The organism is Flavitalea flava, assembly GCF_054461575.1.
Genome location: NZ_JBTLQH010000002.1, coordinates 350,607 through 366,547 on the forward strand (window position 1 = coordinate 350,607; position 15,941 = coordinate 366,547).

The window sequence follows — 15,941 nt, forward strand, 5'->3', positions numbered from 1 at the left end:
GCATTCATCATCGTGCTATCCTGTTATTCTCCCTTATCTTCTTCCAGGTCATCATGATCATCGCCTCCGAGGCTATAATAATTGTTCTCTTCATCTTCTTCTCCGATCTCTTCGTCCTCATCGTCCAGTTCAGAACCGGGCACATCAAGATCATCCCCGGGAGCGGGATCTTTTTTCTTTTTCCCTTTAATCACCGACTGGGTGTCCAGATCGATATCGCCTTCTTTTTTTTCTTTATTATAAATATCCTCGTTTTCCGGATAATGAGGATATCCCGGCAAATCTTCTTTTTCTTTTGGGTTCTCTTTGGCGTTTTCCGGCTTGCCTTTGGATTGTTTGCTCATACCTGTTTATTTCCAACAAATCTACGGATATATCAATAGCTTAAGGTTATCCCTGCGCCAAATTTCATATCACTGTCATAATGAGTAGACAAAGAGAAGTATTTGGTGAATACGTACCGGATACCCGCCATATATTCCTTATCTGAATTGGCCATAAAATTAAACCGGAGCCTGCCGGTTACCGGAATATCCTCCCTTCCCAGCTGAAACCTCAATTTACCTTTACTATCTACCCGGGCATCGGCAACGACCAGCATCGGTAACAGATATTGGATACCCGCACATATTACTTTCCTGTCATCCCTGGTGTCCAACTGTCCAAAAATGTTTTTCTCTCCATCCTTATTGTTCCGGTGTCTGATATCAAAACCGACATAAGGGAACCAATATTGCATCCTTCCCAGGTATCTTCCGAAATGCGTTTCTACTTCATAGCCACTTTCCGCATTTAAACCAACCCGCCATTCCGTCTGGAAGCGGTACCGGGTATTGAACACATTAATCTCTCCGTCGCTGCCATTGCTTTCCAGGGATATCTTCCCGGAGGGATGAAACATCCGGTCATCCATATAGACCATTTTCAAGGCCATATCCGGATCGGGCACTTCCGGATTCGGCGGTGAATTCTCATAGCTGAAGATCCTGCCCATCCCACTCATCATATGGTAAAGGATATGGCAATGAAAAAACCAATCCCCGCTAAAATCCGGCGCATCCGGCAAAAATTCCAGGGTATCCCGCTCCATAGGCATAATGTCCAGCGTATTCTTCAGCGGGGAATAATCACCCTGTCCATTCAGCACACGGAAAAAATGGCCATGCAGATGCATCGGGTGACGCATCATCGTATTATTATACAGAATGATGCGCACGATCTCTCCTTTTTTGATCAGGATCTTATCCGTTTCCGAAACGGTCTTGTTATTAATACTCCAGACATAACGGTTCATATTACCCGTCAGGTCAAAATGCAATTCCTTTACCGGACCATCCGGGAACTTCGTTTTTACCGGCGAACGGAGCATGCCATAATTCAACGTGACGACCGGCTCCTTTGACTTTGCCTTTCCGGTTATCTCCGGGTACATCACCGTATTCATGTCCATGACCTGGTTGCTCATTTTCATCCCCATATCATCCATATCCCCGTTCATCTTCATCATGCCATTCATCATCTTCATCCCCTCAAAATAATCCAGACGGGGAAAAACGACCGCGTTCACTTTTTCCCCCTCTCCCACCCATAACGAAGCAGACCCGGTCCTGTCCTCCGAAGTCGCCCGGAATTCAAAGCGTTTATTGTCCGGAACCGTCACGATCACATCATAGGTTTCCGCCACTCCGATGATCAAACGGTCTACTACAACCGGATCCGTCTCCATGCCATCGTTTGCCACAACCGTTATTTTCCCACCCGCATAATTCAGCCAGAAATAAGTAGAGGAAGAACCATTGACTATATGTAATCTTATTTTATCGCCTGCATGGAAAGGAGGAGTTTCATTTTCCGTTGCTCCATTGATCAGAAACCGGTCATAGGCCACATCGCTCACATCCATGGCCATCATACGTTTCCATTCATTCGTTAGCTTCGTCTTAAGCTGTCCTTCTTTGATTGCCTGACCATAGTTCTGCGTACTGCCCTTTTTTATGGCGTACCAATCCGTGGCTGCGTGAAGGCTTCTGTCCACCTCATAGGGTTTTTCATCGATCCAATCACTGATAAGAAGCGTGTATTCCTTTTCGGGAGAAACACCCGATTCTCCGGATACCTGGTTTCCGGATGGCTTTTTCCGTTTGTGGATGACAATGGCCCCATAGACTCCGCTCTGCTGCTGCCAGGCCGAATGGGAATGATACCAATAGGTTCCTGTCTGTACGATCGGAAACCGGAACAAATGTGTCCGCCCTTTCCGGATGGGCGTGGTCGTAAGATAGGGCACGCCATCATATTGATTGGGAAGGATCAGGCCATGCCAATGGATCATGGTTTCCTTGTCCATTGAATTATGTACATAGATCTCGGCCGTATCCCCTTCCGTAAATTCCAGGACCGGTGCAGGAATCGATCCGTTGATCGCCATCGCATGTCTTGACTTTCCCGTGTATTTCACGATGGTATCCCTGACATCCAGGTGATAGACAACCTTATGCTGACCATAGATCAGAGAAGAGAGGCCAAGCAGGATACCAACAAGAATTATTTTCTTCATTTTCAGTTTTTCTTTGTTTAATTGACCGCTTCGCTGGTATATCCTGCTTCCTTCAACGCTGCTGTCACCTCTTTGCTGGTGACGGCAGCGGAATCCGGTCTGATGGTTAAAAGCTTTTCAGGTTTGGTGATATCCACTTCCCAGTTTTTTTCCCCTACTGCCTTATTTAAGAATGGCGTTACCGAAGCGATACAACCTGAACATTTAATATTGGTCTTGAATTGTAAAGTTTTCATTGTGTATTATTTATGGTGTTTGTTACTATTGAATTTTAGTTGTTGGCGTAAAGGTCCGTAATTTTAACCGCAGACTATTGCCGACCACAGAGACAGAACTTAAGGCCATGGCTGCTCCCGCGATCATAGGATCGAGGAGGAAGCCATTTACGGGGTATAAAATGCCGGCGGCAAGGGGAATACCAATGATATTATAGATAAAAGCCCAGAAAAGGTTCTGGCGTATGGTGGCCACCGTATATTTTGATAGTTTTATGGCCTGGGGTATTTTGGTTAGATCGGAGGATATTATAGTCATTTTTGCCACATCCATAGCAATATCGGACCCTTTTCCCATAGCGATACTAACATCGGCCTGGGCCAGTGCGTTGCTATCATTGATCCCATCACCGACCATTGCCACGATCTTCCCCTGTTGTTGCAACAATTTTATAAAGGCAGCTTTCCCAGCCGGTAAAACGTCTCCTTTATAACTATGGATACCAGCCTGCCCGGCTATAACCCTGGCAGTAGCCTTATTATCACCCGTAAGCATGTATACTTCTATTCCCGCCTCCTGCAATTCACGGACTGCTTGTCTGGAAGTAGTTTTGATTCGGTCTGCGATAGCCAGTACGGCCAATGCCTGTCTGTCACTGGCAAAATAAATAACGGTTTTGGCCTGGAGCACCCATTTTTGCGCATGAGCCGCTAATATTGGATCAATCGAAACCGACCGGTCCTTTAACAATTGTTGGTTCCCCACATACCATTTACTTTCATTGATTACCGCTGTGGCTCCTGAGCCGGTAATACTTTCAAATTGTTGAACGGTTAAGGGCCGTTGATTTCCCTGGTTCCCCGGACTCCCCAGATTCCCCGAACTCCCATAATAATTAACGACGGCCTCCGCCAAAGGATGTTCTGATTGTTGCTCCAATGCTACCAGGATGGATGGCCAATGCAGCTCTTTCGCTTTTGCCTCATCAAGCCAGTTAATATCGGTAACCTGCGGCTTTCCTTCGGTGATAGTGCCGGTTTTATCCAATACAATTGCGTTGATCTTTTTAGCCAGTTCAAGGCTCTCAGCGTCCCTTATTAAAATCCCCGCTTCCGCTCCTTTTCCCACCCCTACCATGATGGCTGTTGGAGTAGCCAGCCCAAGCGCACAGGGACAGGCAATTACCAGTACGGTAACGGCAGCCAGCAAACCCTGCGTAAAACCATTTTCACCTCCCGCCACTATCCAGGATGCAAAACTTAGCAAGGCTACTCCGATCACGACTGGCACAAATATACCGGCTATTTTATCAACCAGTTTCTGGACCGGAGCCTTACTTCCCTGAGCCTCCTGTACCATTTTAATAATATGGGCGAGTACCGTATCTCCACCTACCTTTTCGGTCCTGAACTGAAAACTGCCCTTCTGATTGATCGTACCGGCGAATACGGCAAGCCCCGTACTTTTTTCTACCGGAACCGGCTCCCCGCTGATCATACTTTCATCTACAAAAGAAGTTCCGGTTATTACTATTCCATCTACAGCCACCTTTTCACCTGGCCTGACCAACAATATATCCGTTAACTTTATCTGTGCCAGCGGTATCTCTGCCTGATACCCCCCTTCGTGAATGATGGTAACTGTCTTTGGTTGAAGTCCTATAAGCTTTTTTATAGCGGAAGTGGTATTGCTTTTGGCTTTTTCCTCCAGCCATTTGCCCAGTAGTATGAAGGTGATTACCACCGATGAAGCTTCAAAATAGACATGTCCATGTAAACCCCTGGCATGCCAGTACCCCGGGAACAAGGTGTTAAAAACACTGAAGAAATAAGCAACTCCGGTACTTAAAGCGACCAGGGTATCCATATTTGCAGAACGATGACGGGCTTGTTTCCAGGCGTTTATAAAAAACTGTCTTCCGCACCATAGGAGAACGGGTGTAGAAAGCCCCCACATGATATAGTTGGCGTAAGGTATGTCCATAAAGAACATGGCAATAAAAACAAGAGGTAGAGAAATACCGATTGCGCCCCAGGTTTTTATTTTCAGTTCGTTGAATTTCTTTTGCTGTAAATTCTCCAATGCATCCTTCGCTTCTTCCGTGTCCTCGATCATCAGATCATATCCAATGGATTGCAGACTTTTCTTTAATTCTTCCGGATTAGTCTGTTGGGGGATATATTCCACCTGCACATTGCCATTCGCATAATTTACCGTGGCGGAGATTACGCCTGGTTGTGCTTCCAACATACTCTGTGAGCTGATTGCACAGGAAGCACAGGTCATATTGAGCACGGGAAAGGTCCGCTTAACGGAATCGATCGCGTTGTCTTTTTGAACCAACTTATTTTTATGAGTTTGATTGTTATGAGTTTGCGTAGGAATATCCATTGGGTATCTTTTAAGCAAAGCTCCTTCAACGCCAGGAAGGAAGCGTTACAGAATTACTGCAATTCTTTGTAAGATTTAATTGCCTAAGTGAGGTTTGACTGGGTAAGTTGACTGAGGGAGCAGACTGGAGGAGCAGACAGGGGGGCAGACAGGGGGGTATATGTTTTTTTTTAGGGATTTAAAAAAGCAGGTTTGGGAAATCAACAACAGGATTGAAGATCAGCTATTTACAAATTTTTAATTATTATATATCTAAATGGCTGATTACCAGACTTATTTTTTATTGATAATCAATGCTTTGCGATTTTTTTTAGCGCTTTTATGAGGTTTTTCACCAGTATGCATATGCGCTATACCCTGCAGGCTCGTTATGCTCTGCAAATTACACCTGATCCAGGGGAATCCTTTTCTTTTCGCGGATGGTTTTAAAGTGAGAAGGTGTGAAACCGGTCACTTTTTTAAATTGGTTACTTAAATACCCGACACTGCTATAACCAAGGCGAAAAGCAATTTCGGAAAGGGTAAGTTCATCATACATCAGCAATTCTTTTGCCTTCTCGATCTTTTGTGCAATAAAATACTTCTCAATGGTAATCCCTTCCACATCGGAGAAAAGAGTACTCAGGTAATTATAATCGTGATTCAGTTTGCTGCTGAGAAAATCGGATAGATTGGTCCTGGGTTGTTCTTCCGTATAGTGAACCAAATTTACCAGCTCATTTTTTATTTTTTCAATTATCCTGCTTTTCCGGTCGTCGATCAGCTCAAACCCCAATTGCAGCAATGAATCACCCAGCCTGGTAAGAACCTCCTTTGAAATCTCTCCTTCAACTTCTACTTCCCCCAGCGTTATACTTACCGGTTGAAGCCCCAAAAGCTCCAATTCGGCCCGTACCGCCGTAATGCACCTGTTGCAAACCATATTCCTGATATATAACTTCATCCCGCAAAATTATCAAAAATTACTTATCTTTTGGCAGAGGCGATCAGGAGCATACATTTACAAGGCAATTATTACAAAACCTCAATACGTTATCCAGTTGATCACATGAGAAAAAATAACACCTTACTAATTGGCCTTGCCATACCTGCCATTCTCATCGGGATCTATCCCTTTTTATACCCGGTCCTCGATATGCGCCATCATGGCTTACTACAATCTAAATCTAATGAGTTGCTGGACAGCTATTGGTATAATTTTTTCTTTTACATCCATATCGCCATGGGTGGCCTTGCCCTCCTTACCGGATGGACCCAATTCAATTCCGGGTTAAGAGCACGAAAGATCAATTTGCATCGTTTTACCGGCAAGGTATACCTACTTGCCGTCCTGTGCAGCAGCCTTGCCGGGTTTGCCATCGCATTTTTTGCGACAGGAGGGTTAATCAGTACGCTGGGATTCGGTACCCTCGCCCTGGTATGGCTCATCAGTAATATCCAGGCATATGCCTTTATACGTAAACGTAATATCCCTAAGCACCGGAACTGGATGATCCGAAATTATGCCCTTACCTTCGCAGCAGTGACCCTGAGGATCTATTTGCCGCTATCGGCCCTGCTGAATCTGCCGGGCCTGGATGCTTACCGGGCTATCTCCTGGTTATGCTGGGTACCTAACCTCTTTTTCGCTGAATTCCTGATCAGCCGTCAGACACAATATATTTAGTAAAATGATTACTGTCATCTAACGGTTTTAAGTTGCCCCAAACTGTCGTCCTGATCAGCTGCCGGCCCCAATTTGCTTCATAAAGGCTGCATTGTCCCAAAACAGGTACTCCTCAGCCATTTTGTCCCCTTTCCAATGTCCGACCGTACACATCTTCAATTTAAATTTCCGGCCCGTAGGTTTTAAAAACCTCCCTTTTCCCATAGGCATTGGTTGGGAAAAGGTCCCTTCCATTACTCCTATTACTGCAGTCCAGTCACCGCCTGCCACACGAACTGGGTGCGTTTGGATCTTTGTGTCAGGGGCAAATACGAAAATTGGTTTCAAGGCATCGATATGTTGGGGGTCCAGCCCAATGGTGGTGCTCCCATCCGGATAATAAACAACAATATTATCTGAATGGCTGACAGACAGCTCATCCCATTTCTGGTTGCTGTAAATATCAAAGTCAAGTGAATCGAAACGCGTCAAACGCTGTTGGTTCAAATCCTCAGCACTCGTATGCTTATTCAATTCATTTTGTAAGGAATCTACTTTTGCCATTAACATCTGTGAAGGGGTACTGACCGACGAACAGGATTGTACTGTTAGAAAGGAAAGAAAAAAAGGTAAGAAGTTTTTCATTGATGTGATTTTAAAGAAAGCGTCCTTGTTAAAGACTAAATATATTAAATATTTAACTAATAACAAAGACGCAAGGACGACAATGTTCAATAACTATAGCAAAAACAAAAATCAGAAATCAAAATTGCCTACCAATACGGTTCCGTTTGATTCCTTTAGCATTTGCATGGTAATGATCCTGCGGACCTGATGTTTTGTTCCGTACCCGGTAAATACTTCCGCCATTATAGTGGTCGGACCCGCAATTTTTTGTTGAGAATCTCCGTAATAATTCACCTCTATCTTATATTTCCCTTTCACCGCCTTTTTCAGCATAAATTGTTCCGGCCCCAGTCCCCTGGTAAAATCGTTTGAGATCCTGCCTCCAATTTCGGTATTACGATGACTGTAATAACATTTTTCACCCGCAGGATCAGTCACCCAAAGATCGATATCCGTATCATTCATGTTCCAGTTGAGTACTACCCGTATATCCACCGGCATATTGGCAAAGAGCTTTTTGGGAATATTTCCGAACTGGAGTTTGTCTGCTTTTGCTGTAATAAGGCTATTGATCTCCGGCAGGATGGTTTCCTCGATTCCCGGATATAAGGCGCTCACGCCTGCATCATAGTTCTTTACCAATGCCAGGTAAAGGGTATCCAATGCCTGCTGATAATAACCGGCATCTTCCAAAGCCAATCCATAATCGCGGTAACTCTGCGGCTCGAATGGGCGCCAGTTCAATACTTTTTTAAAAACAGCACAGGCAGCCCCGGCCTCTCCCAACTCTTTTAATTTATAACCCAACATTTTGCCAAGCTCATAGTTTTCGATATCCAATTCAGCAATATTGGAGAGTATTCTCAATCCGGTGGCGGCGTAGGCCTTTCTGTCCTTTTCATCCGCAAAACTATGGGCCGCATCCAGAAAATAACCGGCCGTATTAAAATAAAAAGACGGCGTTGCGATATATTTTTTCCGAATCTTTAGATAGACCGAATATCTGTCCCGGGGGCCTGCTCTTTTTAATTCATCCAGGTAGGCCGTGTTGACTTCAATTTTTCCAGACTTGAAATAACCACTTCCATCCGCGTTATTATTATTCCTATTATTCCTGCTATTCGCATTATTCCTGCTATTCCCCTTATTCTTATTATAATTAAAATCCGTTTCAACTTTTTCATCATTTTCCTGTTCAGGGGAAGTACCATTCATTATTTCACTCCTTCTAACGGTTGCCACGGAACCCGTTAACGTTCTTTTTTGCCTGGCCCCACTATAACCCGTTACCACTACTTCATCCAATTGACTGCTGTTTGCCTGATTGCCCTGAAAGCTGCTTTGCCCCCTTATTCTTATCTTTTTATCAGCTCCCGGGGCCCTTGCGGGGGTTATAGAAATTCCAGAAACCCTTCCTTCCAAAGCCTGCTGAGCCGGAGGGGCTATGTAACCAGATAATGAATCGGCACTTCCCCGGGTATTATCATTTTGAAAATTCAATTGGCCCGGAATTGGATTATTCCCGATAGTCGTAGGTTCGGGGATCTCCTTCTTAACAACCTTATTATACGGTGTTTGCCACCAGTTCAGCAATTCGGAAAGATAGGATTCAGCATGATCGACGGAAGAACGCCGGACCTGGTTTTCCATTTGCCCCCTTTGTTTCATGATCCGGTCATATTCAGCTCTTAATTCTGAGGGAGGTTCTATCTGATAGGTGATATAATCCTGTATACTCTCTAAAACAATCAGGGAAGTATTTCGGGTAATGATACCATAACGTTTGCCCAATTGCGATAACTCCATTTTGTTCTCTTCGTATCTTCGGTCCAGTTCTTCTATTTTCTTCTGCGCCCAGATATGGGAAAGGTCGGTATTAACCTGTTGTTTGGAAAAATCCAGCTTAACGGTTTTTTCCATGATCACTTTGCCTCCATATCCAAATTGTAAAACCAGATCATGAACGGAATGGTAGCTTATACCGGCAATCGAAATGCTACCCGTCACCGGTATCGGAAGGGAAGGATAATTTTCTTCAAGACCGTCAGAAGCCTTAACACCCATGAAATATAAACTTTGAAACGCTAATTGTCCGGCGGCATCTGCCATTTCCATTTTTTCCAGATTGATCAATTCTCCGCCTGTCATCTGAACGATATTTTGCAGATTGGGGAAGTCCGTCACCGGCGAAGAAACTATGGCATAGACCGGTTTGCCTCCAGGTTGTAAGTCCGGGCTACCAAATGTAGAATGCCCGTCACTGAATAACAAACATTCTTCTCCCGGGTATTTTTTAAGATCCAACGCACCAAATTGAGTAGCCCCGTCATAAACGGTATTTTTTAATTCTTCCTTCAATTTATCCCAACTGCCGTCCCTGACCGTAAACTGCTGCGGAGCCTGAACGGTATTGCTGAATTTAACCAGGGTTAGGTCTACCTCTCCCAGCCTGGAAAAATAGGCATCCAGTAAATTCAGTTCTTTATCCAGGTTGCGGGAGAGTCCGCTCAGGGATACATCCCAAAGGACGAGTGAACTGGCTATCTTTTTCTTTTTTATTTTTTGGGCCTTCGGAAAAACGCTTAGGGAATAAAAATAATGATTGCCGGTTTGCTGCATCATCACTTCGGAGGATTCGGGTGTTTTCGGAATCCGGATAACGATGGATTTATTCGCGGCAAAATTTTTCCATTCCCTGAAAGCGGTATAAACCTTATTCCATTCATCGAAACATAATTCATCATCGATATTTTCTTCAAATACCGGCTTGAAACTTCCCCGGATCACATTTATATTTATCTTAAACTCTGCAAGTGGTTTTTTAAAGGCCAGGGGTAACCGGTAAAGCAACGCTTTGGCAGGCCCTGGGCCAAAGGAAAGTTCTTCTTCATATCCGATCAATACGGTTCTCGTTCCATTAGGGTTAATGGGATAGATACGTGTACGGAACCCATTTCCATCTACCTTCTCCAGCAATCCCGGATCGACGCGCCGGCGCTCGATATTCTCAAAAACCATCGTGCCTTTTTCTTTTTCAACGGGAACCGCTTCTCTTAACCGGCCATTAATATCGAGGGCATACCTGGACACACTTATCCCTTCGGCCAAGGGAAAATTAAGTTCACCCTCCAGTATTCTGCCCGTAGTGTTCTTAAAGGTCATCGTCCAGGTAGTGGAAGCAATTGTCCCGTTGATCTTTACATCCACCTCAAGCCTTTGCAGGTAGACGAGATTGGATTCTTTTCCTTCCACTTTGATCGAAGGGAACTGGGCATGGAGGGAAAATGAAATTCCGATTAACAAAAAAGTACCGAAAAAAAAACTTAGGGGGTATCTCATAAAGGCAATTTCCCGATAAGATGCCCCCTATGGAGAAATTACATACAGAAAGGGAAAGATTATTATGCTTTCACACCCCCAGAATGAATTATTATTTTAACGGTTCTTTAGCAAATCGGGCATACTAGTTTTTTTGGAAAAGGCGTTTTGGGTATCTTCCACCATCCTATAAATACTTTTTTCCGAAGGATGTTATTTCCAAAATCCTTTTCCGGAATCATTCGGCTGGTAAAATATTTTCACTATGAATACCCATACCGGTAAGGGGCGGCCATTCAAGATAATGGCTGTAGTGGCTGTGTCATTACTGTTCTCGATTCTCCTGGACAATTTCTGGGTAACCAGCCAGTTCCCCTGGATATCCGGATTTGTGGGCATCAATCCTATAATCGTCTTTCTGGATATTCCCGTCCATCTTCCCTTTACCATAGACCTTTTACCCGTATCCGGGTTATTCTTCATTTTCTATCCGATCTTTCTTTTAGCTTACCCGTCTGCGGATAAACAATCTCCCCGGAAGAATCTCAGGAGAAGGCTATGGGCCGTCATAGCCGGTCTTTCGTCTATTTTGGTTTGCCTTCTTGCAGGAGGATTGACCTATTATTTAATACAGGATCACCTTCCCAGGAAAGTGAGGAATGGAATAGATTCTTTTGGAATAAATGCAGATATCTACATTCCTTACCCTGGTCATGAGGTCATACATCTCCGGGGAAGTATGATTCTCTTACTCTGCTTTTACATGGGTATGCGGATCTTCCTGCGAAAGATCAATAAGGAGCCGGAAACAAAAGGGAACCCTATATCATTCGCGGACCCAGCAAACCAGGGAAGCAGGCAAGAGCCACCAGAGGTCACTAATCTGCAGCAACCTGCATAAAGTCACTCTACCTCCACCACCTCATAGGCATTTTGCCCGTTGAATTGAATTGGCTGATACCAATCCCCGTTGTATTTTAAATAGGCAATATTACCGGCATAAACCGTAGTACAGCCTTCGGGAAGATTATATACGATCGCACCTGCCGGACCTCGTACGACCTGGTACCCCCTCTCATCCTGATAATAAAAGGTCCCTGCAAAATAGTAGTAGGGTTCCCCGTCGACCCGCATCGATACCGCTCCCGGAGGCAGAGAAGAGACGATAGCCCCGAATGGAGGAAGTACTACCTGATAACCTCCGTTATACGGTTCGTAGAATACTCCTGCATCATAGCGGTACTGTGCATTATTGATGGCGATGATGGTGGCCGTAGTGGCAACCGCACCCAGGAAAAAACCAAGGGGATGAAACCCGGGGCCATAAAAATAGGGCCTGTACGGATGATGATAATAGGAATAATAGCTGTAATAACGGCGGCCGGCCCAATAATTCGGAGGGCGGGTATAGGCTGGACGACTTGGCCTCCAGTTTGGCGGACGATGGCCTGCGGAAGGAGGCCGGTAATTGGGTGGACGGGTATTATTGGGTGGACGATAATCCGGAGGACGAGTATTGGTTGGAGGACGGGTATTTCCGGGAGGACGAACTGTCTGTGGAGGACGGGCTGGCTGCACTTGCGGTCTTTGTTCCGGACGCGCAGGCTGGACCTGAGGCCGTGGAGCCGGGCGCGTCTGCTGGACAGGGCGTTGGGCCGGAGGCTGTGTCGCAGGGCGTTGCGGGGCCGGCCTTGGTTGGGCAGGACGGGAACGATCCTGGGCATAGGATAAAGAAAACGTAAAGCAAGTCATGGCCAGAATACCCACAATGGACCTGGTTAACCGCCTGCCAAACAGAAAAGAGTTTCGCATAATGCTATTTATTTTATTGCATGAATGAATTCCGGGTTGCGGGAATGCTTTTCAGGAATGCCTTTTAAAGCGACAGGGATTGTCAAGGTCAGCCGTTTAAAGTTAACCCTTTTCTCCTGTAAAAATGAGATGCGCTCATATGTTCTTTATTAAATAAAATTCAATAAATTTGTTTCAACCACCGCAATTCGGGGATTTCTATGTCCCTGGATCAAAAAAGTATTTCTCACTTTAAAAATTTATTACTCACATGGCAGAGCAAAACAAGCCCAGAACACAAACGGCACTTGGAGATGTCGCTGCGAGACAGTTAGCCATTGCAACCCGTACGGTGCCGCAAATGATTACTATCACTCCCCGGTGGCTTACCCATTTACTGAGCTGGATACCCGTTGAATCAGGTGTATACCGTCTGAATAAAGTGAAAGATGCCGATAGCGTGGAGGTAGACTGTTCGGGACGTGATGAAAGAGCATTGCCTCAAACATTCGTAGATTATATCGAAGAACCGCGGGAATATAACCTGGGCGCGGTCAATACGGTCGTTGAGGTGCATACCCGCGTATCCGATCTTTACAGTAAACCCTATAATCAAATCAGTGAACAATTACGTCTGACTATTGAAACGATCAAGGAACGCCAGGAAAGCGAGCTGATCAACAATAAGGAATATGGTCTGCTGAACAGCATTTCGGCAGCACAGCGGATTAAAACCCGCACCGGAGCCCCTACCCCTGATGACCTTGATGAACTGATCACTAAAGTCTGGAAAGAACCGGGGTTCTTCCTGCTTCATCCTCTTGCTATTGCGGCGTTTGGCAGGGAGTGTACCCGCAGAGGCGTACCACCGCCCACCGTTTCCCTATTCGGATCCCCTTTCCTCACCTGGCGCGGCATCCCACTTATCCCATCGGATAAAGTACCGGTCGTTAAAGGAAAATCACATATTCTTTTGATCCGCACCGGTGAAAGCCGTCAAGGGGTCGTGGGTTTGTATCAACCTAATTTACCAGGCGAACAATCACCGGGTCTGTCTGTCCGTTTCATGGGCATTAATGACAGGGCTATCGCCTCCTACCTGGTTTCTTTATATTGTTCACTGGCCGTTCTGGTCGATGACGCTATTGCCGTTCTCGATGATGTTGAAATCGGAAAATACCATGAGTACAAATACTAATCCATTCGAATTTCCCGATCAGGATGTACTGGAAAAACTTGCCAACCAATTTTTCAGCGCGTTGCCGGGACAGGATCCCTTTAATACAATCCCGGATTTACAGCAAGGAATGTCTATACACCAGCAAGATTCACCAGGTTCTGCCAGTTCACCAGGTGGGCAAGGTTCTCCAGGTGGGCCAGGTTCTTCAGGTGCGCAAGGTTCTCCAGGTGGGCCAGGGTCTCCAGTGTCTCCAGGTTCCCAAGGAACAGCAGGATCTTATGGAGCGGCGGAATCACCGGCTTCTTTCGGTCAGCATTCAAAACCCGGTCAATCTTTTCCGGGAGGCAAAACCATTCCGCCCTCTGTGGCTGGAAGCGGTAAATCGCCTTCTGCAGCCCACTTGCAGCAAGGCAGTGTGGATGATATCAAAGAACCCCCGACCAGTTTGCCTGATCCTCATTTTGCCGGGAAAGGGAATATCCCTTCTTCTGTAGCAGGCAGTGGAGTTTCTCCAGCCTGGGCAAAGACTTCGCCTTCGGGCAATTACCAATCAATTACAGCTAATAACCAATCCCCCGATGAATTGCCTGCAGCCGCGCGGTATCAGCCTGATAAAAGGGCTGCACAGCAAGGGGCCGGCAATAACCCTACCGGACAAACAAAGGATAATAAAGGGACACCGGAATCTTTTATGCCGGAATCTTATCATCATTTGCCATTTGGCTCCATTCAACCTTTTGAAGCGGAGATCAATGTTTTGCTGAAGCCGATCTCCTCCTACACTCCTGGCCCACAATTACCTTATGGTCAGGCGCCGGAATCCGGAAACCCTTCCTTTTATTTTATGCCGGGAACGGAAGGTCCTTCCCTTCCGGGGATGGGTACCTCCTTTTTACAAGGACGTTCAGGTGGAATCTCTGATATGGCCACTCCTCCTTTTGACGTCAACCGGGTCCGGTCAGATTTCCCTATCCTGCAGGAGCGGGTGAACGGTCGCCCGCTGATATGGCTGGACAATGCGGCAACCACTCAAAAACCCAAACAGGTCATTGAGCGGTTAAGTTATTTTTACGAACACGAAAATTCAAATATTCACCGGGCCGCCCATGAACTCGCAGCCAGGGCAACGGATGCGTATGAGGCTGCCCGTAATAAAGTTCAGGCTTTTTTGAACGCCTCCTCACCCAACGAAATCGTTTTTGTCCGCGGTTCTACGGAAGCAATCAATCTCGTCGCCAAAAGCTGGGGGGAGCAACACCTGAAACAAGGTGATGAGATCATCATCAGTCACCTCGAGCATCATGCGAATATCGTTCCCTGGCAGCAATTGTCAGAGAAAAAAGGAACCGTACTAAAGGTGATCCCGGTAGACGAGGATGGTCAGATCATTCTGGAGGAATACGCGAAATTACTGGGTCCCAGGACCCGTCTTGTCTCCATAACCCAGGTCTCCAATGCCCTTGGCACGATCACACCTGTTAAAACGATCATTGAAATGGCCCATCAGGCAGGGGCAAAAGTGCTGGTAGACGGGGCACAGGCCGTATCGCATATAAAAGCGGATGTGTGTTACCTGGATTGTGACTGGTACGTTTTCTCCGGCCATAAGATCTTTGGTCCGACAGGTATCGGTGTTCTTTATGGCAAAGAATCCCTGCTGAACGAAACACAACCCTGGCAAGGCGGAGGAAACATGATCCAGGATGTTACGTTCGAGCATACCCGCTATCATAACGCCCCCTCCCGTTTTGAAGCAGGCACAGGAAATATTGCCGACGCCGTTGGTTTGGGTGCGGCCCTTGATTATGTAAGTAAGATAGGGATCGGACTGATCGGTCAGTATGAACATGCCTTGTTGTTATATGCTACCAAATTGCTCAAAGATGTTCCCGGTCTCCGTCTGATCGGTACAGCTCCTGATAAAGCCAGTGTATTATCTTTTGTGCTGGAAGGTTTTCGAACGGAAGAGGTAGGTGCAGCCCTCAACGAAGAAGGTATTGCCGTTCGTTCAGGCCATCATTGCGCACAACCGATCCTTCGCCGGTTCGGACTGGAGGCTACCGTAAGGCCATCTTTGGCATTCTATAATACCTGTGGGGAGGTAGATGTGCTGGTGCGCGTTTTGCACCGGCTACGCAGCGCAAGAAGATAAACCCAGGAGTAAGGTGCTTGAAGAAGAAGGGACAGGGTTATGGAAAGGGCTGAGGAGAGGGTTG

General features: G+C 46.0%; 12 protein-coding genes. 4 read left to right on the top strand and 8 right to left on the bottom strand.

Going from position 1 to position 15,941, the window contains the following annotated elements:
* Window positions 1-23: 23 nt before the first annotated feature.
* The 5 genes from ACX0G9_RS04060 to ACX0G9_RS04080 form a co-directional block, all read right to left on the bottom strand.
* Window positions 24-344, bottom strand: a complete 321-nt coding sequence (locus ACX0G9_RS04060; protein ID WP_459063569.1) for a hypothetical protein — start codon at window positions 342-344, stop codon at window positions 24-26.
* A gap of 32 nt (window positions 345-376) precedes the next feature.
* Window positions 377-2,557 (bottom strand): multicopper oxidase domain-containing protein, encoded by a 2,181-nt coding sequence (locus ACX0G9_RS04065; protein WP_459063570.1) that lies wholly within the window; start codon window positions 2,555-2,557, stop codon window positions 377-379.
* Between the two features lie 17 nt (window positions 2,558-2,574).
* Window positions 2,575-2,793, bottom strand: a complete 219-nt coding sequence (locus ACX0G9_RS04070; protein WP_459063571.1) for a heavy-metal-associated domain-containing protein — start codon at window positions 2,791-2,793, stop codon at window positions 2,575-2,577.
* Between the two features lie 25 nt (window positions 2,794-2,818).
* Window positions 2,819-5,164 carry a heavy metal translocating P-type ATPase gene (locus ACX0G9_RS04075; RefSeq protein ID WP_459063572.1) on the bottom strand — a complete coding sequence of 782 codons (2,346 nt, stop codon included), beginning with the start codon at window positions 5,162-5,164 and terminating at the stop codon, window positions 2,819-2,821.
* Window positions 5,165-5,546: 382 nt separating this feature from the next.
* Window positions 5,547-6,107, bottom strand: a complete 561-nt coding sequence (locus ACX0G9_RS04080; RefSeq protein WP_459063573.1) for a helix-turn-helix domain-containing protein — start codon at window positions 6,105-6,107, stop codon at window positions 5,547-5,549.
* A 105-nt stretch (window positions 6,108-6,212) separates the two neighbouring features.
* Between ACX0G9_RS04080 and ACX0G9_RS04085 the strand changes: the two genes are divergently transcribed.
* Complete coding sequence (locus ACX0G9_RS04085; protein WP_459063574.1) at window positions 6,213-6,830, top strand: DUF2306 domain-containing protein; 618 nt, start codon at window positions 6,213-6,215, stop codon at window positions 6,828-6,830.
* A 54-nt stretch (window positions 6,831-6,884) separates the two neighbouring features.
* Here the strand turns inward: ACX0G9_RS04085 and ACX0G9_RS04090 are convergent, their stop codons facing one another.
* Window positions 6,885-7,454: an ester cyclase gene (locus ACX0G9_RS04090; RefSeq protein WP_459063575.1), complete on the bottom strand. Its 570-nt coding sequence runs from the start codon at window positions 7,452-7,454 to the stop codon at window positions 6,885-6,887.
* Between the two features lie 111 nt (window positions 7,455-7,565).
* Window positions 7,566-10,775, bottom strand: coding sequence for a VIT domain-containing protein (locus tag ACX0G9_RS04095; protein WP_459063576.1), 3,210 nt, complete (start codon window positions 10,773-10,775; stop codon window positions 7,566-7,568).
* Window positions 10,776-11,019: 244 nt separating this feature from the next.
* Here ACX0G9_RS04095 and ACX0G9_RS04100 point away from each other — a divergent pair, with 244 nt between their 5' ends.
* Window positions 11,020-11,655: a hypothetical protein gene (locus ACX0G9_RS04100; RefSeq protein WP_459063577.1), complete on the top strand. Its 636-nt coding sequence runs from the start codon at window positions 11,020-11,022 to the stop codon at window positions 11,653-11,655.
* A 2-nt stretch (window positions 11,656-11,657) separates the two neighbouring features.
* Here the strand turns inward: ACX0G9_RS04100 and ACX0G9_RS04105 are convergent, their stop codons facing one another.
* The gene (locus tag ACX0G9_RS04105; protein ID WP_459063578.1) at window positions 11,658-12,566 is read right to left on the bottom strand and encodes a DUF6515 family protein; all 909 of its coding nucleotides are present in this window, start codon (window positions 12,564-12,566) and stop codon (window positions 11,658-11,660) included.
* A gap of 250 nt (window positions 12,567-12,816) precedes the next feature.
* Between ACX0G9_RS04105 and ACX0G9_RS04110 the strand changes: the two genes are divergently transcribed.
* Both ACX0G9_RS04110 and ACX0G9_RS04115 read left to right on the top strand, forming a co-directional pair.
* Window positions 12,817-13,743 carry a family 2A encapsulin nanocompartment shell protein gene (locus ACX0G9_RS04110; RefSeq protein ID WP_459063579.1) on the top strand — a complete coding sequence of 309 codons (927 nt, stop codon included), beginning with the start codon at window positions 12,817-12,819 and terminating at the stop codon, window positions 13,741-13,743.
* The gene (locus tag ACX0G9_RS04115; protein WP_459063580.1) at window positions 13,727-15,877 is read left to right on the top strand and encodes a family 2A encapsulin nanocompartment cargo protein cysteine desulfurase; all 2,151 of its coding nucleotides are present in this window, start codon (window positions 13,727-13,729) and stop codon (window positions 15,875-15,877) included. The genes ACX0G9_RS04110 and ACX0G9_RS04115 overlap by 17 nt, the downstream gene beginning before the upstream one ends.
* Window positions 15,878-15,941 lie beyond the last annotated feature (64 nt).